Annotated in this window: 18 protein-coding genes; 6 read left to right on the forward strand and 12 right to left on the reverse strand. The window is 70.7% G+C overall.

Features of this window, described 5'->3' with window-relative positions; translation table 11 throughout:
- Positions 1 to 33 precede the first annotated feature (33 nt).
- A complete protein-coding gene (locus tag ACFWZ2_RS26725) occupies positions 34 to 792 on the forward strand; it encodes a response regulator transcription factor (protein ID WP_384549814.1) in 759 nt (252 codons plus the stop codon).
- Positions 789 to 2,198 carry a sensor histidine kinase gene (locus tag ACFWZ2_RS26730; protein WP_384549815.1) on the forward strand — a complete coding sequence of 470 codons (1,410 nt, stop codon included), beginning with the start codon at positions 789 to 791 and terminating at the stop codon, positions 2,196 to 2,198. The genes ACFWZ2_RS26725 and ACFWZ2_RS26730 overlap by 4 nt, the downstream gene beginning before the upstream one ends.
- Here ACFWZ2_RS26730 and ACFWZ2_RS26735 read toward each other — a convergent pair.
- From ACFWZ2_RS26735 to ACFWZ2_RS26755, 5 genes are all read right to left on the reverse strand, one after another.
- On the reverse strand, positions 2,188 to 3,279 hold the full coding sequence (locus ACFWZ2_RS26735; RefSeq protein ID WP_384549816.1) for an alpha/beta fold hydrolase: 1,092 nt from the start codon (positions 3,277 to 3,279) through the stop codon (positions 2,188 to 2,190). The two genes, ACFWZ2_RS26730 and ACFWZ2_RS26735, sit on opposite strands and share 11 nt — an antisense overlap.
- 150 nt (positions 3,280 to 3,429) lie before the next feature.
- Positions 3,430 to 5,130: a methylmalonyl-CoA mutase gene (locus ACFWZ2_RS26740; protein WP_384549818.1), complete on the reverse strand. Its 1,701-nt coding sequence runs from the start codon at positions 5,128 to 5,130 to the stop codon at positions 3,430 to 3,432.
- Between the two features lie 73 nt (positions 5,131 to 5,203).
- Complete coding sequence (locus tag ACFWZ2_RS26745; protein WP_384549820.1) at positions 5,204 to 5,536, reverse strand: DUF3817 domain-containing protein; 333 nt, start codon at positions 5,534 to 5,536, stop codon at positions 5,204 to 5,206.
- 68 nt (positions 5,537 to 5,604) lie between these two features.
- The gene (locus tag ACFWZ2_RS26750) at positions 5,605 to 6,114 is read right to left on the reverse strand and encodes a MarR family winged helix-turn-helix transcriptional regulator (RefSeq protein WP_384549821.1); all 510 of its coding nucleotides are present in this window, start codon (positions 6,112 to 6,114) and stop codon (positions 5,605 to 5,607) included.
- Positions 6,115 to 6,124: 10 nt separating this feature from the next.
- Positions 6,125 to 7,402 (reverse strand): MFS transporter, encoded by a 1,278-nt coding sequence (locus tag ACFWZ2_RS26755; protein ID WP_384549823.1) that lies wholly within the window; start codon positions 7,400 to 7,402, stop codon positions 6,125 to 6,127.
- An 84-nt stretch (positions 7,403 to 7,486) separates the two neighbouring features.
- On the opposite strand from ACFWZ2_RS26755, the gene ACFWZ2_RS26760 reads away from it, so the two are divergent.
- Positions 7,487 to 8,488 carry a DUF5937 family protein gene (locus ACFWZ2_RS26760; protein ID WP_384549825.1) on the forward strand — a complete coding sequence of 334 codons (1,002 nt, stop codon included), beginning with the start codon at positions 7,487 to 7,489 and terminating at the stop codon, positions 8,486 to 8,488.
- 57 nt (positions 8,489 to 8,545) lie between these two features.
- The gene (locus ACFWZ2_RS26765) at positions 8,546 to 9,571 is read left to right on the forward strand and encodes a glycoside hydrolase family 6 protein (protein WP_384549827.1); all 1,026 of its coding nucleotides are present in this window, start codon (positions 8,546 to 8,548) and stop codon (positions 9,569 to 9,571) included.
- Positions 9,572 to 9,580: 9 nt separating this feature from the next.
- Here ACFWZ2_RS26765 and ACFWZ2_RS26770 read toward each other — a convergent pair whose 3' ends face one another.
- The 7 genes from ACFWZ2_RS26770 to ACFWZ2_RS26800 all read right to left on the reverse strand — a co-directional run bounded on the left by ACFWZ2_RS26770 (position 9,581) and on the right by ACFWZ2_RS26800 (position 16,981).
- The gene (locus ACFWZ2_RS26770; RefSeq protein WP_384549829.1) at positions 9,581 to 11,545 is read right to left on the reverse strand and encodes a galactose oxidase-like domain-containing protein; all 1,965 of its coding nucleotides are present in this window, start codon (positions 11,543 to 11,545) and stop codon (positions 9,581 to 9,583) included.
- 3 nt (positions 11,546 to 11,548) lie between these two features.
- Positions 11,549 to 13,339: a glycosyltransferase family 2 protein gene (locus ACFWZ2_RS26775; RefSeq protein WP_384549831.1), complete on the reverse strand. Its 1,791-nt coding sequence runs from the start codon at positions 13,337 to 13,339 to the stop codon at positions 11,549 to 11,551.
- A gap of 705 nt (positions 13,340 to 14,044) precedes the next feature.
- Positions 14,045 to 14,698, reverse strand: coding sequence for a TetR/AcrR family transcriptional regulator (locus ACFWZ2_RS26780; RefSeq protein ID WP_384549833.1), 654 nt, complete (start codon positions 14,696 to 14,698; stop codon positions 14,045 to 14,047).
- Positions 14,695 to 15,384 carry a DUF4166 domain-containing protein gene (locus ACFWZ2_RS26785; protein WP_384549835.1) on the reverse strand — a complete coding sequence of 230 codons (690 nt, stop codon included), beginning with the start codon at positions 15,382 to 15,384 and terminating at the stop codon, positions 14,695 to 14,697. The genes ACFWZ2_RS26780 and ACFWZ2_RS26785 overlap by 4 nt, the downstream gene beginning before the upstream one ends.
- On the reverse strand, positions 15,381 to 16,091 hold the full coding sequence (locus tag ACFWZ2_RS26790; protein ID WP_384549837.1) for a hypothetical protein: 711 nt from the start codon (positions 16,089 to 16,091) through the stop codon (positions 15,381 to 15,383). Before ACFWZ2_RS26790 ends, ACFWZ2_RS26785 begins: the two co-directional genes overlap by 4 nt.
- Positions 16,092 to 16,346: 255 nt before the next feature.
- A complete protein-coding gene (locus ACFWZ2_RS26795) occupies positions 16,347 to 16,640 on the reverse strand; it encodes an MTH1187 family thiamine-binding protein (protein ID WP_384549838.1) in 294 nt (97 codons plus the stop codon).
- Entirely contained in the window at positions 16,637 to 16,981 is a 345-nt protein-coding gene (locus tag ACFWZ2_RS26800) for a DUF3817 domain-containing protein (RefSeq protein ID WP_384549840.1), read from the reverse strand. Before ACFWZ2_RS26800 ends, ACFWZ2_RS26795 begins: the two co-directional genes overlap by 4 nt.
- Positions 16,982 to 17,147: 166 nt before the next feature.
- On the opposite strand from ACFWZ2_RS26800, the gene ACFWZ2_RS26805 reads away from it, so the two are divergent.
- Both ACFWZ2_RS26805 and ACFWZ2_RS26810 read left to right on the forward strand, forming a co-directional pair.
- Complete coding sequence (locus ACFWZ2_RS26805) at positions 17,148 to 17,786, forward strand: AIM24 family protein (protein WP_384549842.1); 639 nt, start codon at positions 17,148 to 17,150, stop codon at positions 17,784 to 17,786.
- Position 17,787: 1 nt separating this feature from the next.
- A complete protein-coding gene (locus ACFWZ2_RS26810) occupies positions 17,788 to 18,438 on the forward strand; it encodes an AIM24 family protein (protein WP_384549844.1) in 651 nt (216 codons plus the stop codon).
- The last annotated feature ends 28 nt before the right edge of the window (positions 18,439 to 18,466 follow it).

The following is an 18,466-nucleotide window of genomic DNA, read 5'->3' on the forward strand; positions in this document are numbered from 1 at the left end:
GGTTTTAAGAAGCACGTTTGGCACCGTGGGTGCATGAGCTTCCCGAGCACGGGCTTCCCGAGCGCGACCGGCAAGGGCGCCCCACCGGGCGCCGCCGACGCGGCGCCCCACAAGATCCTCGTCGTCGACGACGACCCCGAGGTGCGCGCGGCCGTGGAGGACGCCCTGACCATCGAGGGGCACCGCGTCCGCGGCGCGGCCGACGGCCATCGCGCGCTGCTCGCGGTGGCCCGCTGGCAGCCCGACCTCCTCGTCCTCGACGTCCTGATGCCGGTCATGGACGGCCTCGCGGTCTGCCGCCAGCTGCGCGCCGCGGGCGACCGCACCCCGGTCCTCGTGCTCACCGCCCTGGACTCGGTGAGCGAGCGCGTGGACGGCCTGGACGCGGGCGCCGACGACTATCTGGTCAAGCCGTTCGCCCTGGACGAGCTGGTGGCCCGGGTGCGGGCGCTGCTGCGGCGCCTGACGCCCGAGCAGCCCGCGCAGGACGGCGACACCCTCTCGTACGGCGATCTCGTCCTCGACCCCGCCACCCGCACCGGACGCCGCGGCGGGCGCTCCGTGGAGTTCAGCCGCACCGAGGCCGCCCTCCTCGAACTGCTCCTGCGCAACGCGGGCCAGGTCCTGCCGCGCGATCTGATCCAGCGCACGGTGTGGGGCCGCGACTTCGGCCCCGACTCCAACTCCCTTGCCGTGTACGTCGGTTACCTGCGGCGCAAACTGGAGTCGGGCGGCGAACCGCGCCTGGTCCACACCGTGCACGGCGTCGGCTACCGCCTGGGCTCCCCGTGACCGCGCGGCGCAGGCTCGGCGCGCGCTGGCGGCGCCGCAGGCCGCTGCGCACCCGCCTCGCGGTGGCCGCCGCGGCGGCCGTGGCACTGGTGGCGATCGGGGTGTGCGCCGCCGCGTTCTTCGTGATCCGCTACAAGCTGTACCAGCAGCTCGACCAGAACCTCGCCCAGTCGGCGACCCTCATCGCGCAGCAGCACCGCGCCGAGGGCCTCGGCGTCATCACGGGCGAATGCCGGTACCTGGGCGCGCCCGCCTGCTCGCAGATCGTCCCCGAGGACCCGGCGGACGACCCGGCCAGGCCGTATCTGCTGCCCGTGTCCGCCGAGACGCGCGCGGTCGCCGCGGGCCGGCACGTCCCGTACTACTCGAACTTCGACCTGCCCGGCGGGAAGCCGGGACGGATGTACACCACCACGTTCGGCAAGGACGGCGAGGCCGTCCAGGTCGCCCTGCGCGCCGACATCGCCGAACGCGGCGTCAGCCAGGCCGCGTCCCTGCTCGCGGCCGTGGGCGGCGCGGGCGTACTGCTCTCCGCCGTCGGCGGCTACTGGGTCTCGCGCACCGGACTAGCGCCGATCACCCGCCTGACCGCCACCGCCGAACGCATCGCGGCGACCCGTGACGCCCGCCACCGCATCGAGCTGCCGCCAGGCCCGCCGGGACGCGAGGGCCACCGAGGCCATCAAGACGAGGTCACGCGCCTGGCCGCCACGTTCAACACCATGCTCGCCGAACTGGAGGAGTCCGTCGCGGCCCGCCGCCGCCTGGTCGCCGACGCCTCGCACGAGCTGCGCACCCCACTGACCGCGCTCCGCACGAACGCCGAACTCCTCGCCAGGGCCGACCGTCTGACGGACGCCCAGCGCGACCGGGCGTCCGGCGCGCTCGGCCGCCAGCTGCGCGAAGTCACCGGCCTCGTCAACGACTTGATCGAACTGGCCAGGGACGAGGAGCCGCAGCCGCTGCTCGAAGAGGTGCGGCCCGCCCCGCTGGTCGCCCACGCCGTGGACGCCGCCCGCGGCCACTGGCCCGCCGTCCCCTTCACGCTCCAGGTGACCCCCGAAGCAGCGGACCGCACCGTCCCCGGCGTACCGGCCCGCCTCTCCCGCCTCCTCACCAACCTCCTGGACAACGCGGCCAAGTTCAGCCCGCCCGGCGCCCCGGTCGAAGTCACCCTGTCCGGCCGCGAGTTGACCGTCCGCGACCACGGCCCCGGCATCGCCGAGGAGGACCTGCCGTACGTCTTCGACCGCTTCTACCGCGCCGAGAAGGCCCGCGCCCTGCCCGGCTCCGGCCTCGGCCTCGCGATGGCCCGCCAGATCGCGCACGCGCACGGCGGCGAACTGACGGCGGAGCAGGCACCGGGCGGCGGCGCACTGTTCCGCCTGACGCTGCCTACTTCTTGACCCAGGCGCAACTGCCCAGCGTGGCCTTGCCCTTGGCGACGAACCGGTCGGCCTCACGGGCGGCGAGGACACGGGTCCTGTCGCCCTTGCACACGACGGTACGGTCCCCGTGCCCGGCCAGGTCCACCAGGATCTGGTCCCAGTGCCGGTACTGCACGTCGTGCCCCGAGTCGGCGTACGTCCGCACCTTCGCCTCGCCCGGCAGCGCCTCCTGCCACGTCTTCAGCGTCGACGGCGGCACGGTGGTGTCCTTCTTGCCGCCGTAGAGAAACACGGGCGCGTCGAGCTTCGACAGATCGGGGCCAGGCCGCTCGCAGTACAGCTTCTGCTCGTGCACCTGGGGCGCGGGGTCGGCCTGCTGGCCCCGCTGGTTGTAGGTCCGCGCGCCCTCCTCGTACGCCGTGTCGGCGAAGCCCGGGATCGACTTCACGGGACTGTCGTCGGGGAAGGCCCACCACTTGCGCGGGTCCTTGATCTGCTCCTTCACGGCGGCGGCGAGCGCGTCGTCGGAGAGCCCGCAGTACGCGGGCCGCGCGCCGAACGGCGGCAGGGCGGCGGCGAGATGGAGCTGCGCGATCCGCCCGGGGGCCCGCGCGGCGAGCTCGGCGGCGTACGGCCCGCCACCGGAGATCGCGATCACGGACACCTCGTCGACACCGACCTTGTCGAGGACTTCGAGGGCGTCCTTCGCGAAGTCGGCCTTGCCGAGCCCCTTGTCGTACTCGGTGTCGCCGAAGCCGTTGCGCTCCACGGAGATGAGCCGAAGCCCCAGGTCCTGCCGCGTCGTACGGAAGAAGTCCGTCATGTGCGAGGCCCGCGCACTGGTCCCGGTCCCCCCGATGAACAGCACGGGCCTGCCGTCCTTGTTCCCGGTGTCCGAGTAGTGCGCGGTCCGCCCGTCCGACAGCTTCGCCGCCCGCACCTCAGGACCGAGCGAATCGAACTCGTCCTGCACCTTCGGCTCCGCCGGCGGACTCGCACTCACCTCACCGGAACCACCCACGAGCAACGCACCGAGGATGGTGCAGGTGGCGGCGCCTATCGCGACGGCGGCGGTACGGGCATGACCGTTCGAACTCAAGGGTGACTCCAGAGACAGGACTGGCTGACCGCCGGCGCCTACCCAGTTCACCAACATCCACACCAGCCCCGTAAGGGGCGCGAGGAACTGCGCGACCAGCCACAACGGGACCGCAGATCCCCACCCCCACAAAGCCCCCGAACCTAGAACCTAGAACCCCGGCGGCTCCACATAGATCCCCCACTCATCCCGGAGAACCCCACAAATCTCCCCGAGAGTCGCCTCGGCCCGCACCGCGTCCAGCATGGGCGCGATCATGTTGCTCCCGCCCCGCGCAGCCGCAAGCATCGCGTCGAGCGAGGCCCGGACCCGCGCATCGTCCCGCGCCCCCTTCCGGTCCCCGAGAACACGGACCTGCTCCCGCTCCACCTCGTGGGACACCCGCAGAATCTCCAGGTCACCGGTGACGGAACCATGGTGGACGTTCACGCCCACCACCCGCTTGTCGCCCTTCTCCAGGGACTGCTGGTACTGGAAGGCCGACTCGGCGATCTCCCCGGTGAACCAGCCGTCCTCGATGCCCCGCAGGATGCCCGAGGTGATCGGCCCGATGGGGTGCTGCCCATCGGGATGGGCGCGGCGCCCCCGTTCCTTGATCTGCTCGAAGATCTTCTCCGCGTCGGCCTCGATGCGGTCGGTGAGCTGCTCGATGTACCAGGAACCGCCCAGCGGGTCCGCGACGTTGGCGACGCCGGTCTCCTCCATGAGCACCTGCTGCGTACGGAGCGCGATCTCCGCGGCCTGCTCGCTGGGCAGGGCGAGGGTCTCGTCGAGGGCGTTGGTGTGCAGGGAGTTGGTGCCGCCGAGGACCGCGGCGAGCGCCTCGACCGCCGTACGCACCACGTTGTTGTACGGCTGCTGCGCGGTCAGCGACACACCCGCGGTCTGCGTGTGGAAGCGCAGCCACTGGGCCTTGTCGGTCTTGGCGCCGTACTCCTCGCGCAGCCAGCGCGCCCAGATCCTGCGCGCGGCACGGAACTTGGCGATCTCCTCGAAGAAGTCGACGTGCGCGTCGAAGAAGAAGGAGAGGCCGGGCGCGAAGACGTCCACGTCGAGCCCGCGGCTGAGCCCCAGCTCCACGTACCCGAACCCGTCCGCGAGGGTGTACGCAAGCTCCTGCGCGGCCGTCGCCCCGGCCTCGCGGATGTGGTAGCCGGAGACCGAGAGCGGCTTGTACGCGGGGATGTCGCGCGCGCAGTGCTCCATCAGGTCGCCGATGAGGCGCAGATGCGGCTCGGGCTGGAAGAGCCACTCCTTCTGCGCGATGTACTCCTTGAAGATGTCGGTCTGCAGCGTGCCGTTGAGGACGCCGGGGTCGACGCCCTGCCGCTCGGCCGCGACCAGGTACATGCAGAAGACGGGCACGGCGGGCCCGCTGATCGTCATGGACGTCGTCACGTCGCCGAGCGGGATGTCCTTGAAGAGGACCTCCATGTCGGCGGCGGAGTCGATGGCGACGCCGCAGTGCCCGACCTCGCCGAGCGAGCGCGGGTCGTCGGAGTCGCGGCCCATGAGGGTCGGCATGTCGAAGGCGACGGAGAGGCCGCCGCCGCCGTTGGCCAGGATCATCTTGTAGCGCTCGTTCGTCTGCTCGGCGTTGCCGAAGCCCGCGAACTGGCGGATGGTCCAGGTCCTGCCGCGGTACCCGGTGGGGTAGAGCCCGCGCGTGAAGGGGTACTCCCCGGGCCAGCCGATCCGCTCGAACCCGTCGTACGTGTCCCCGGGGCGGGGCCCGTACACCGGGTCGACCGGGTCGCCGGAGAGCGTGGTGAAGTCCGCGTCCCGCTTGCGGGCCTTGTCGTAACGGGCCTGCCAGCGTCGGCGGCCTTCCTCGATGGCGTCAGCGTCCATGCTTCGAATTTACTAGGACGTCCTACTAAATGTCGATGGCAAACCGCCATGGGCTTGCCCATGGCGGTGGAGGTTACGCCTTGACGGTGACCGGGGAGCCGTCGTTGATCAGCGGCTCGACCTCGCGGACGACCTTGCGCTCGACGAAGAACGCGGCCGTCGGGATCGTGCCGGAGACGAGCACCCAGAGCAGCTTGCCGAACGGCCACTTGGCCTTGGAGCCCAGGTCGAAGGCGAAGATCAGGTAGATGATGTAGAGCACGCCGTGGATCTGGGAGACGACCAGCGTCAGGCCCTCACCCTTGTCGAAGCCGTACTTGAAAACCATGCAGGTGCACAGCACGAGCAACATGACGGCGGTGACATAGGCCATCACCCGGTAGCGGGTCAGCACGCTTCGCTTCATGCAATCGAGGGTAACGGCCCGATTTGCGCGATCTTCAGCGCCCCCGCCCGGAGCGGAACGGGTGGACCCTACTTCTCCTCGAAATCCTCCGCCGCCACCCGCAGGGGCCGCAGCATCGCGAAGATCTCCGCGCACTCCTCCGCGTCGTACACCCCGAGCCCGAAGTCCATCGCCATCAGCTCGCGCGTTGCCGCCTCGACGACCTCGCGGCCCTTGTCCGTGATGGAGGCGAGCGTGCCGCGGCCGTCGTTCGGGTTGGGGCGCTTGTCGACGAGGCCGGACTTCACGAGCCGGTCCACCGTGTTCGTGACGGACGTCGGATGCACCATGAGACGCTCGCCGATCTTCGACATCGGCAGCTCACCGGCCTGCGAGAAGGTGAGGAGCACCAGTGCCTCGTACCGCGCGAAGGTCAGTCCGTACGGCTTGACGACCGCGTCCACCTCGGCGAGCAGGATCTGGTGCGCGCGCATGATCGAGGTGATCGCGCCCATGGCCGGGACGGATCCCCAGCGCTGCTTCCAGAGTTCGTCGGCACGGGCGATGGGATCGAAAGGGAGGCTGAGGGGCTTCGGCACGCCAACGACCTTACCCGCCGGTCATATGCTGGTCAGCCCCGTCTCGCGATTCGGGCGTATGTTCCTGCGCGGCCGCGGACCCGGGAGCCGCCGGGGCCGTGCGCCGCACCTCCGCCACCAGGAACAGACAGCAGAGCGTGCCGAGCAGCCCCGCGGCCGTGACGACCGTGCTGACCGCGAAGAACTCGGCGGCCAGGCCCGCGAGCGCCATGCCGATCCCCTGGACGGTCATGAGCCCCGCGGTGTGGACGGTCATCGCGCGCCCCCGCAGCTCCTCGGGCACGGCGTCGACGAACCAGCGGTCGAGGCCCAGGGTGTACGCGGATCCGGCTCCGGCGAGCACCAGGACGAGGACCGCGAGGGCGAGACCGGGTGTGAGTGCGTACGCGACGAGCGGGAGCAGCGTGAGCGAGGCGAGCGGCAGCACGATGCGGGCGCGGGCCGCGGTGGACAGCGCGGACCCCGCGTACAGCTCGGCCGCGATGGTGCCCACCGGCAGGGCGCACATCAGCAGGCCCACGCCCGCGACGCCGATCCCGATCTCGTCGGCGTACGGGGCGGCAAGGACCTCGGGGGCGACCATGAACATGGGCGGGGTCCAGAAGAGCAGGAGCAGGGCCCGTACGCGGCGGTCGCCGAGCACCTGGCGTGCCCCGCCGAGCGAGTACCGCACGAGCGCGCCACCGCCGCCCGCGCGCGCGGGCCGCCGCTTCGTCCCGCAGCGCAGGAGCAGCGCGGAGACGGCGAACGTGCAGACGGTGATGACGAGCGCGCCGCGCGGGGTCACGAAGGTGAGGAGTACGCCGCCGAGTCCGAAGCCGACGAGGACGGAGCTCTGCGAGACGATCCGCAGCAGGGAGCGGCCGAGCACGAAGAGGTCGCCGTCGCCGAGGATGTCGGTGAGGGTCGCCATGCGGGTGCCGTTGAAGACGGGAGCGACGAGGGCGATGGCGCAGCGCAGGGCGAGCAGTGCGGCGACGGGGGTGGCGGGCAGTGCCATGAGCGCCGCGCAGGCCGCGCACAGTACGTCGCAGACGACGAGCACCCGGCGCGGCGGACAGCGGTCCGCGATCCCGGACAGGAGTGTTCCGCCGACGAGGTAGGGCAGCATACCGAGCGCGAAGGTGAGGGCGCTCAGGAGCGGTGATCCGGTGAGCCCGTAGATGAGGACGGTCAGGGCGATCTCGCTGACGATGACGCCGAGCAGGGAGAAGGCGTACGCGGCGAAGACCGCGCGGAACTCGCGCACGGCGAAGACACGGGTGTACCCGGTGGGCTCTTCTGGCATGGCCGCAGCCTCACGCGGGGGCGGTGCCGGGCCCTAAAGTTTCGGCCTGGGGCGAATCTTCGGTGCATGGCGAGGGGGGTTCGGATGCCGTACCACATCCACTTCGGGCAGGACGATCTGCTGCGCTGCCGGTTCGCGGTGTCGCCGCTGTGGGAGACGCAGGAGGCCGTGCGGACGCTCAAGCGTCCCGACCGGCACGGCTACCACCCGCACTGGCTGCGCCGGATCCGCGCGGCGGGCCGGGGCCTCGACCTCGGTGCGCTCTGGCTCCTGATGCCGCGGCGCGGGCACTCCCCCGACTTCTTGGGCCCGCCGCCGATCGGGCCCGCCGCCCCGTTCGACGAGGAGATCGCCGGGGTGCGCGCGGCCGATCCCGAGGCCGCGCGGGACGACATGGCGCGGGCGCTCGCCTGTACGCCGGGGGCCGCGGATTCACCGAAGGGGCGGGCGCTGCTGGCCGATCCCGCGGGCGCCGTCCAGGAGTTGGCGGATGCGCTGGAGGCCGCCTGGCACGCGCTGATCGAGCCGGACTGGCCGCGCCTGCGCGCTCTGCTGGAGGCCGATGTGGCCTTCCATTCGCGGCGGCTGGCGGAGGTCGGCCTCGGTGGCCTGCTGCCCGAGCTGGATCCCCGGCTGTCCTGGGACGCGGGCACGCTGACCGTCGAGTGGCGCGAGGAGCATGTGCGGCACCTGGCGGGGCAGGGGCTGATCCTGATCCCGAGCGTCTTCTCGTGGCCGGACGTGATCAGCGGTTTCGACCCTCCGTGGCAGCCGACGATCGCCTATCCGGTGCGGGGCATCGCGGGACTGTGGGCCGAGCCCTCGGAACGTACGCCCGAAGCGCTCGTACGACTCCTCGGCCGCGGCCGAGCCACGGTGCTCGCCTCGCTCGACGCGCCCGCCACCACGTCGGGGCTCGCGCACCGGCTCGGGCTCGCCCCGTCGTCGGTGTCCGCGCATCTGGCGGCGCTGCGGGGTGCCGGGCTCCTGGTGTCGCGGCGGTACGGGCATCAGGTGTTCTACGAGTGCACGCCGCTGGGCATCGCGCTCGTCGCCGGGGGCGGTGTGGCACAAGGGCGGGATTAGCCCTTTATGTCACGATTGCCGGGCTGACTGACCGTCACCGTCGCCCAAGGGGGCTGGATGCACCGGCTGCTCCGCACGTTCACGGCACTCGCGGCCCTCACCGCCATCGGGCTCACGGCGGGCTGCTCGTCCGGCTCCGGGTCCGGCGCGCAGGAGGCGTCCGCCGTGCGCGGCCCCGCCACCGGCGGCGCCCGGCAGCCCGGAGGCGCCTTCTGGGTCGACCCCGACAGCGCCGCCGCCCGCCAGGTCAAGGAGTGGCAGGAGCAGGGCCGCGACCGGGACGCCGAGGCGCTCAAGCGGATCTCCGAGCAGCCGATGGCCGTGTGGCCGGCCGGGGACGACCCGGCGCCGGACATCGGCGCGGCGACCAGGGGCGCGGCGAAGGAGGGCCGCACCGCCGTGCTCGTCGCCTACAACATCCCGCACCGCGACTGCGGCCAGCACTCGGCGGGCGGCGCGGGCAGCGCCGACTACTACCGGAACTGGGTGAACACCTTCGCCGACGCCATCGGCACCGCGCCCGCCGTGGTCGTCCTCGAGCCCGACGCGATCCCGCACATCGTGGACGGCTGCACCCCCGCCGAGTACCACGCGGACCGCTACCAGCTCCTGTCCGAGGCCATCCAGCGGCTCAAGCGCCAGCCGAAGGTGAAGGTCTACCTCGACGCGGGCAACCCGGGCTGGATCTCCGACGCCCGCAAGCTCACCGAGCCGCTCCAGAAGGCGGGCATCGTGCAGGCCGACGGCTTCTCCCTGAACGTCTCCAACTTCCAGAACGACGAGACGACGAAGGCGTACGGCCGGGCGCTCTCGGCCACCGTCGGCGGCAAGCACTTCGTGATGGACACCAGCCGCAACGGCAAGGGCCCCCTCGCGGGCGACCGCCAGGACGCGTGGTGCAACCCGCCGGGCCGCGGCCTCGGCACTCCGCCCACCGACCGCACGGGCGACCCGCTGCTCGACGCCGTCCTGTGGATCAAGCGCCCCGGCGACTCGGACGGACCGTGCCGGGGCGGCCCCGCGGCCGGGCAGTGGTGGCCGGACTACGCGCTGGGGCTCGCGCGCAACGCCAAGGAGGCGTGAGGCGCGGGTTCACTCGTCGCCGACGTGGATCCACTTCGCCTTCGAGAACGTGCCGTCCGTGTCCGTGACGAACAGCATGTACCAGCCGGGCGGCACCAGCGCCGCGTCGCCGCGCGGCACGTCCACCGTCACCGAACCCTTGCCCTTGCTGACGTCCAGGGCGATCGAGCGCTGTTCGACGTCCGTCGTGTGCGTCACCGCGCTCGGCCGCATCAGGCGGGCCGACGCGATGTTCTCGGGGTGGTCGGTCCGGAACGTCGCGCGCCCGTCCGCCGCGAGGCGCTCCGGGCCCTCGCCGAGCACCGGACGGTCCTTGCCGCCCCGGTGCAACGCGGGCGGCGTGAAGATCTCCATGCGCTGCTCGAAGTGGCCGAGCTTGGTGTTCTGTTCGTTGTCGTAGAGCGGATCGGAGCCGAACGTGGCGACCCGGCCGTCGGGCAGCAGCAGCGCCTCCGAGTGGTAGTTGCGGCCCACCTTGGGGGACGCGGCGTCGCGGAAGGCGTTGGCCTTGGGGTCGTAGAACTGCGCCTTGAGGATGTTGCTGGCGCTGCGGCCCCGGTAGTCGCCCGAGCCGTTGGACGTGAACACCGAGTCGTCCGGCATGATCACGCTGTTCAAGTAGCGGGTGCCCTGCGGGAGTTCGGGGCCCGTCTTGAAGGACGGGTTGTCCTTCTTGAGGTCGATCACGGCCGTGCGGCGCGTCGCCTTCTCCGACTCGCCCACTCCCCCGCCGCCCAGGATCATCACCTTCTGGTCCTGCGCGGGCGGAAGCAGCACGGACGCCGACGTCTCGGTCTGGTCGAGGTCCTCAAGGCCCGGCACCTTCTCGAACTTGTTCGTGTCCAGGTCCCACAGGCCCGGCTCGCGGCCCTTGTCGGCGGGGCCGTAGCCCGCGTTCGACGCCGGGTAGAAGAGCTTGCCGCCCTTGGTGAGGAAGAGCGCGGGGTACGTCGGGAAGTACCGCTTGGGCCCCTCCGACCACTGCTTCGTCTTCGGGTCGTAGATCTCGTTGTCGCCCGGGTCGATGACGCCCACGTCGTCGAGGCCGGAGACCGCGAGCACCTTGCCGTCCTCGAGGCCGACGAGCGTGGGGTACCAGCGGGCCTTGTCCATCGGGTCCACCGGGATGTACTTCTCGGCCTTCGGGTCGAACTCGTACGCCGCCTTGATCCCCTGGAAGTCCTGCTTCTCCATGTCGATCTTCTCGGCGATGCCGTACGCGTTGTCGGCGTCCTCGCCGGTCAGGCCCTCGATCTCGTACTGCGCGGACTTCTCGGTGATCGCCTGCCTGCCCGTCTCGACCGCCTCGACGAAGACCCGTGCCTCGCTCGCCTTGACCTTCGTCTTCCAGGGCTGCATCACACCGGACTTGGAGTACGTGATCTCGAAGTCCCGCTTCGCCCTGGGGACTTCGACGTCGAACTTGCTCTTGTACTCGACGCCGGACGGCGAGCGGAACGTGGTGCCCTTCTTCAGGCGCACCGGCTTGTCCGGGTTCTCGTTCTTCACCCGCATGCCGCCGCCCGCCCGCTCGACCTCGTCGTCGAGCAGTTCGTAGCGCGCGGTGCCGCCCGCCACCAGGAGCCGCCCGTCGGGGAGTTGGGCGTGTCCGGAGCAGAAGAAGTCCTCGGGCGTCTCGATCTTCTTGAACGTGTCGTTCGCCGGGTCCCACAGGACCGTGTCGAACGACCCCGCGTCGAACTTCTTCTGCTCGTTGCCCGAGCCCGCGACGATCAGCACCTTCCCGGTGTGCAGGAGCGCCGCGTGGATCGCGTTCGTGCGGAACTCCTCGGGGATGTCGACCTGCTTCCAGGAGCCGTACTTCTTCTTGTAGCCGGGCTGGGCGATCTTGTACGCGTAGTACTGCTCCTCGGCGAAGGAGAGCGCGGCCGGTGCGTTCAGTCCGACGAGCAGCGCGCCCGCGCCGACTCCGATGAGCGCCTTCTTGGTGCGCTTCGAGGGCCGGTATGCCATGGGTCAGTTCCCTCCTGTCGTCGTACCTGTGGCGAACGCCGGCTCCGGCTCGCCCTCCGCGTCCGCGGCCCGCGCGGCCCGCACGGCCTCCTTGCGTGCCCTGCGCTCCTTGACGGCCGTATAGCTCCAGATCGCCACCGGGGCGAGGGAGATGATCATCGCGAGCACCGCCCAGGTGCGCATCGCCACGTGCGTGTGGCCGAGCACGAAGGAGGCGACCAGTGAGCTGGCGAGCACCGCCGCCCAGAAGAGATGGATCCGGAAGGTGAGGATCCGGTCCGGGCTCGCGTCGCCGCCCTTGGGCGTGACCACGAAGCGGCTCGGGCGGCGCAGGAAGGCGGCGCCGAGGGACTTGGCGTAGATGGGCGCCGAGAGCGCCGACATCCCCATGCCCGCGAGGCCCCCGGAGCCCTCGGGCTCGTGCGGGGAGACGTTGTGGCGGCGGTTCCAGAGATACAGGCCGATCTGGAGCGCCGCCGCGTCGCTGTAGAGCATCAGCCAGACGGAGGCCGCCACTTGGGTTCCGCTCGCTCCGAACCACAGGAACAGCACGCAACTCAGCACGCCGAGCAACCAGTTGACCGCCGTCATCGGGTAGTACACGAGCATCAGCGTGTACGAGAACAGCCGTCCCGGCGGCATCGTGAACGGTGCCTTCCAGTACTGCTTGAACAGCGTCTCGTACGTGCCCCGCGACCAGCGCATCTGCTGCGTGAAGAAGTCCGTCCAGGACGCCGGGCCCTCGCCGACCGCCAGCACGTCCGGGGTGTAGACCGAGCGCCAGTGCTTCTTGGTGGCGGGGTTCCTGTGCCGGTGCAGCTCGAAGCCCGTCGCCATGTCCTCGGTGATCGAGTCGTACAGGCCGCCGATCTGGGTGAGCGCGCTGATGCGTACGACGTTGTTCGTGCCGACGAACATGGGCGCGCGGTAGCGGTTGCCCGCGCGCTGGATCAGCGCGTGGAAGAGGAACTGCTGGGACTCGGCGGCCTTGGTGACGGGGGTCGTGTAGTTCCCGTAGACCTGCGGTCCCACGACGAACGCGACGTCCGGGTCCCGGAAGTAGCCCATCATCCGCTCCAGGAAGTTGGGGAGCGGGACGTGGTCGGTGTCGACCGAGGCGAAGAAGTCGTAGTCGGCGTGGTGCATCGCGAGCCACGCGTTGTAGTTGCCGTGCTTCGTGCGCGCCTTGTGCGGGCCCTTCTTGCGGTTCCACTCCGGTACGCCGTCGCGAGTGAAGTGGTGCACGCCCAGCTCTTCGCACAGCGCCTTGGCGTCGGCGTCGTCCCCCTCGTCCAGGAGCCATACGTCCAGGGGGCCCGTGTGGTGTATCCGGACGGCCCCCTCGAGCGTGGCCCGGACCATGGTGAGCGGTTCCTTGCCGGGGACGTACGTGGTGAGGAAGGCGACGCGGGTGCCTTCCTCGGGGACGACCGGGATCGGGTCCCTCGCCACCATCGTCGCGTGGGCGATCGATATGACGTTGACCAGCATGAACAGCTCGATCAGGCCGATCGCCACGAGCATCGTGATGTCCAGGCCGATCAGCCAGCGGTCGCCGCCCTCGCGTTCGGTCCAGTGCGTGGGCCAGACGAGGTAGACGAGCAGGAGGCCGGTGAGCAGGGGGGCCAGCGTCATCAGGAGGACGGCGCGTATTCGGTGGGGCTCACGGGAGAGGAGCTTGCGGTACTGGACCCGATAGCCGCCGTGGCCGTCACTGCCTTCGCCGTCCGGCTCGGTGAGCGGGCCGGCGAGCGTGCTGTGGGTCTCGTAGTCGTAGCCCTCCGGCTGCCGCACAGCGCCCTCCAGGTTCTGGTTCCGGTGATCGAACGAGCCGATACCCACACGAAAGTGGAGTTTCTCCGGCGTGTCGAACCGGGTTCGCCCGTGCGAGCGGTTTTAGGGTGGGCGGTTTTGGTGGGGTTGCGGTGGGGGGTGGGGGGTGCTGGGTGCTGGGTGCTGGCGGGGGCGCCTGGCTGGGGTCTGCGCCTTTGCTTCGGTTGTGGGGCGGGGCCGCGGGGGTATGTGCGTACTCGCCATCCCGTGCTTGATGCCTCCGTCAGTGTTTGCCGTCAGCGTGGGTCAAGGTGCTCCGTGCGCACATACCCCCACGTCCCCTCGCGAGCGTTCGCGGCTGCGGGCCGGTGGGGGTGCCCCTCCGCCCCCTCGCCCCGCAGGCCGGGGCGGGCAGGTGTGCCCCCCCGCCTCCCCCACCCGCCCGATGCCGCCCCGGCGCTGCGGTGGCCGCTCTGCGGTACCACCGCCTCCCCCACCCACCCCAACGCCGCCGCAGGCCGCGCCGCTGCCGCTGTGGGCAATCGTGCCGCTGGGCGAGTGGGGTCTCCCCTGCTCGAGCGAAGCCGAGAGCTTGGGGAAGGGTGGGCACAGCCCACGTCGCCGGGGGCCGTGGACGGAGGCGCAAGCACGGTGCAGGCGGGGCGCAGCCCACGGTGCAGGGGGCCGCGAACGGAGGCGCAGGCGGGGCGCAGCCCATCGTGGGGGTCAGGCGCGGGTTCGGCGCAGGCGGTGGCGGACGGCTCGCTGGGCGAGGGGCCCGAGGTCCTCGACGGCGGTGACGAGGACGGACAGTTGCTCGAGCGCGTCCAACGCCCGCCCCGTCCCGACAGGATCAACCCCTTCGTAGAGCTCCATGCCGACGAAGGACGCCGCCACGGCCCGGGACAGCCCGACGGGATCCGCGAACTCCCCCAGCGGGGAGGCGGAAAGGACGCGGGTGAGGACCTTCTCGATCTCCTCGATCCAGAGGGCGAGCCCCGCGGCCGTCGCCTCGGCGAGCCTCGGCTGCGTCTGCGATCCGGCGAGCAGCTGGCCGAGCACGGCGACATGTCCTGCGGCCCGTTCCTCTTCGTGCATCTCCCGCCCGAAGGCGAGCAGTTCGGAGAGGGAGGAGATGGCGGAGAGCCGCTCCCGGTACCGGGTGACCCGCTGCTCCGTTCCGTGCCGGCACGCCGCCGACAGGAGTTCGTCGACGGACCCGAAGTGGTAGAAGACCAGCGCCTGATTGACCCCGGCGGTCGCCGCGATGGTCCGCGCGGACGTCTTGGCGATGCCTTGTTCCGTGAGCGTGCGCAGCGCGCCGTCGAGGAGTTTGGTCCGGGTCTCCTGGCCCTTGGCCGGGTCCTTGGCGGCACTCACGCGCGCGCCTCCTCACGCACCGGGCGCAGCCCGGGGCGGACCCCGCACGTGCGGACGTCCGCGTATGTCGCCTCGAAGGACCCCTCGTATCCGAAGAGCGGCCCGAAGTACCGGTTGGACACCCGGACTTGGATGCGGAAGCGGCCCGCCGCGTCGTCGTAGGACTCGCGCACCTCGGCGTCGCCCGCGATGACCCCGGGGACGCGGCAGTCCACGGGGCCCTCGCGGAAGCGGTGTTCTCCGGAGCGGATCACGAGCGAGCCGTCGGGCTCCGCGCGGAAGTGCAGGTCGCTGGCGAGGTGCTGATGCGTGCCGAGGTAGTCGAGCACGCGGTCGCCCTTGGGGCTCAGGACCATCTGGGCGTCGAAGCGGCGGGGGCCGCCTGGCAGGTCGAAGGTGCGCACGAAGGTCACCGTCTCACGGCCGTATGTGTCGACGTACGGCACGTTCTCGATGACGAACGGCACGTTCCTGCCCTGGCGCGGTACGAGGATGTTGCGCGTGCCGCCGACGGCGAGGAACGGCTTCACGAATCCCCTGCCGTGCCAGATGCGGTCCATCACGCCCCGGCCCGTGCAGGCCTCGCCGCTGTCCAGGCCGACGGAGAAGCGGCGCTGGATCTGCGGGTGCAGCCGCTCGAAGTCGGCGCCCAGCACGGTGCGGAAGATCGACGCGGGCTGCTTCATGAGTGCTGCTCCTTGGCGGTGGCGAGGGTGGACAGGATGCGCGGGGCACGCGCGCGTTCCGGTGGGGTGCGCAGGCAGCGGCGAGCCGCCGGGGTGGTCGGCAGGGGCGGCAGGATCAGCGCGAGCGCCGCTGCGGCGAGGGCCGTCATGGGGACGAGGAGCACCGCGGCGAGCACGCACAGGACACGCAGCAGGACGTCCGCCGCGGTGTTCAGGAGGGCGCGTTCGGGGGTGATGCCCCGCTCCAGCCAGAGCCTGAGCCGGTCGAAGGACCAGGCGGTCGCCCAGCCCATGAGGGGGCGGAAGAGCACGCGGTCGGCGGTCTTCCCGAAGCGGCCCCAGCGCGGCCGGTAGTCGTAGCCGGTGAGGAAGCGGATGCCGTCGCCGTCGTCGGTCGGCACGTAGCGCCAGTAGCCGCTGCCCTCTTCGAGGAGGGACAGGGGGTGCGGCGAGGCGAAGCGCAGGGCGGACGTCCTGGTGCCGTCGGGGCGCCGCTTCTCCCCCGCGGAGATCCCGGTGCCCGCGATCGTCAGGAAGGGCAGCACGCGCGTGGCGTACCGGAAGTGCTGCGGCTCCCCTTCCCGGCACGGCAGATACGCGATCTCGGTGAACCGAAGGTCCCAGCGCTGGTGCTGGGCGGGCTCCTGGGTGCGGGCCCAGAGTTCGTCAAGATCGGCACGTATCCGCGCCTCGATGTACAGGCTCACGACAAACCCCCACGTCAGCGTGTCTTTGGATGTCTTTTTGAGCGACTGCTCAAATCAACTTCGACCGAAGGTACAGGTGTTTGAGCAGTCGCTCAAGTCCGTGCCCACACAAAAGCCCCGGGCCCAAAGGGGCGCGGGGAACTGCGCGACCAGCCACATACGACCCGCACCCGCAGGCACAGCAAAAAGCCCCCGCCGGGAGGCAGGGGCTTTCAGGAGGGGCGCACGCACCCCCGAAGGGGAACGAGGGCGCGCCTACGCGGAGAGGTGACGTTCCACCGTCTCCACCTTGGAGGTCAACCCGTCCGTCACACCGGGACGGACGTCGGCCTTCATGACGACCGAGACGCGCGGCGAACGCGCCTCCACCGCGGCGACGGCGCGCTTGATGACGTCCATCACCTCGTCCCACTCGCCCTCGACGGACGTGAACATGGCGTCGGTCTTGTTCGGCAGGCCCGACTCGCGGACCACGCGGACCGCGTCGGCGACGTACTCGCCGACATCCTCGCCGACCCCGAGCGGGGTCACGGAGAAGGCGACGATCATGCGCCCACGACTCCCTCGCGGCGGGCGCGCGACGCGATCACCGCGGCCTCGGCCTCGCGCTTGAGCTTGCGCTCGGCGAAGAAGCCGCCGGTCGGCAGGACGGAGAGGACGAAGTAGAGGGCGCCGGTCTTCAGGTCCCACTTGGTGCGGTTCCAGGCGTCGAGCCAGAACAGCACATAGAGGACGAAGAGCACGCCGTGGATCATGCCCATCGCCGGCACGGCGTTGAAGTCAGTGGTCCGCTTGAGCACCGAGCAGACGAGCAGCAGCAGGAAGGAGACGGCCTCGGGGGCCGAGACCAGGCGGAGGCGGCGGAGTGCGGAAGCGGTCTTGATGTCCACGGGTCACCTTTGGTGGGTGGGGCGGCGGGAGGGGCGGACGCTCGGCGGCGCTGATCTTGTGAACGGACGCACAAGCGACCCCCATTGTGACATCGGGGCATTCTCGGGGTTCGCTCAGGGCCCTTCACCCTGTTCTGGGCCGGTACGAGACGGCTACCTTCGGTTCGTGGCTACGTTCCGGCTCCAAGGGAGCAGAGTGCTCGCCGTCGACATGACGGGCGACGCCGTAAAGGCGAAGAACGGCTCGATGGTCGCGTACGACGGCCAGATGGCCTTCAAGAAGAGGACCGGCGGCGGCGAGGGCATAAGAGGCATGGTGACCCGCCGCGTCACCGGCGAGCAGATGGCGGTGATGGAGGTGAGAGGACACGGCACGTGCTGGTTCGCCGACCGTGCCACCGAGATCAATCTCGTGCAGCTGCACGGCGACAAGCTCTATGTCGAGGCGAGCAATCTGCTGTGCACGGACGCCGCACTGCGCACCGGCACCACCTTCACGGGACTGCGCGGCGCCACCCAGGGGAACGGGGTGTTCACGACGACCGTCGAGGGCACCGGACAGGCCGCGATCGTCTCCGACGGCCCCGCGGTGGTCCTGCGCGTCTCGCAGGAGTATCCGCTGACGGTGGACCCGGGGGCGTACATCGCGCATCAGGGAAATGTCCGGCAGAGCTTCCAGTCCGGCGTCACCTTCCGCACGTTCATGGGCGAGGGCGGCGGCGAGGCCTTCCAGATCCGCTTCGAGGGCGACGGCCTCGTCTATGTGCAGCCCAGTGAGCGGGCGACGATCGCGGGGGACGTCTGAGATGCCCTTCCAAGAGATCAACTCGAAGATGATCGAGGCCACGGTCCAGCCCGGCACCAAGATCTTCAGCCAGCGCGGCGCCATGCTCGCCTACAAGGGGGACGTCTCCTTCACCCCCAACCTCCAGGGCGGGCAGGGCGGTCTGATGTCCATGATCGGGCGCCGGATCGCCAATGAGGCCACGCCCCTGATGACCGTCGAGGGCAGCGGCACGGTCCTGTTCGGGCACGGCGGGCATCACATCCAGGTGATCGGCCTCTCCGGAGACACCCTCTATGTCGAGGCGGACCGCCTGCTCGCCTTCGACGGCACGCTCCGGCAGGGCACGATGTTCCTGGGTTCACAGGGCGGCATCATGGGCATGGTGCGCGGACAGGTCAGCGGCCAGGGCCTGTTCACCACGACACTGAAGGGCCACGGCGCGGTCGCCGTGATGGCGCACGGCGGCGTCATCGAGCTCCCGATCACCCCGCAGCGCCCGGTCCATGTCGACCCGCAGGCGTATGTCGCGCACCACGGCGACGTACGCAACAAGCTGTCCACGGCGCTCGGTTGGCGCGACATGGTGGGCCGCGGGTCCGGTGAGGCGTTCCAGCTGGAGCTGTCGGGCAGCGGCGCGGTGTACGTCCAGGCCTCGGAGGAGAAGCTGTGAATCCGAACGTCTTCACCCCGGCGGGCGC

The organism is Streptomyces sp. NPDC059002, assembly GCF_042740435.1.
GTDB lineage: Bacteria > Actinomycetota > Actinomycetes > Streptomycetales > Streptomycetaceae > Streptomyces.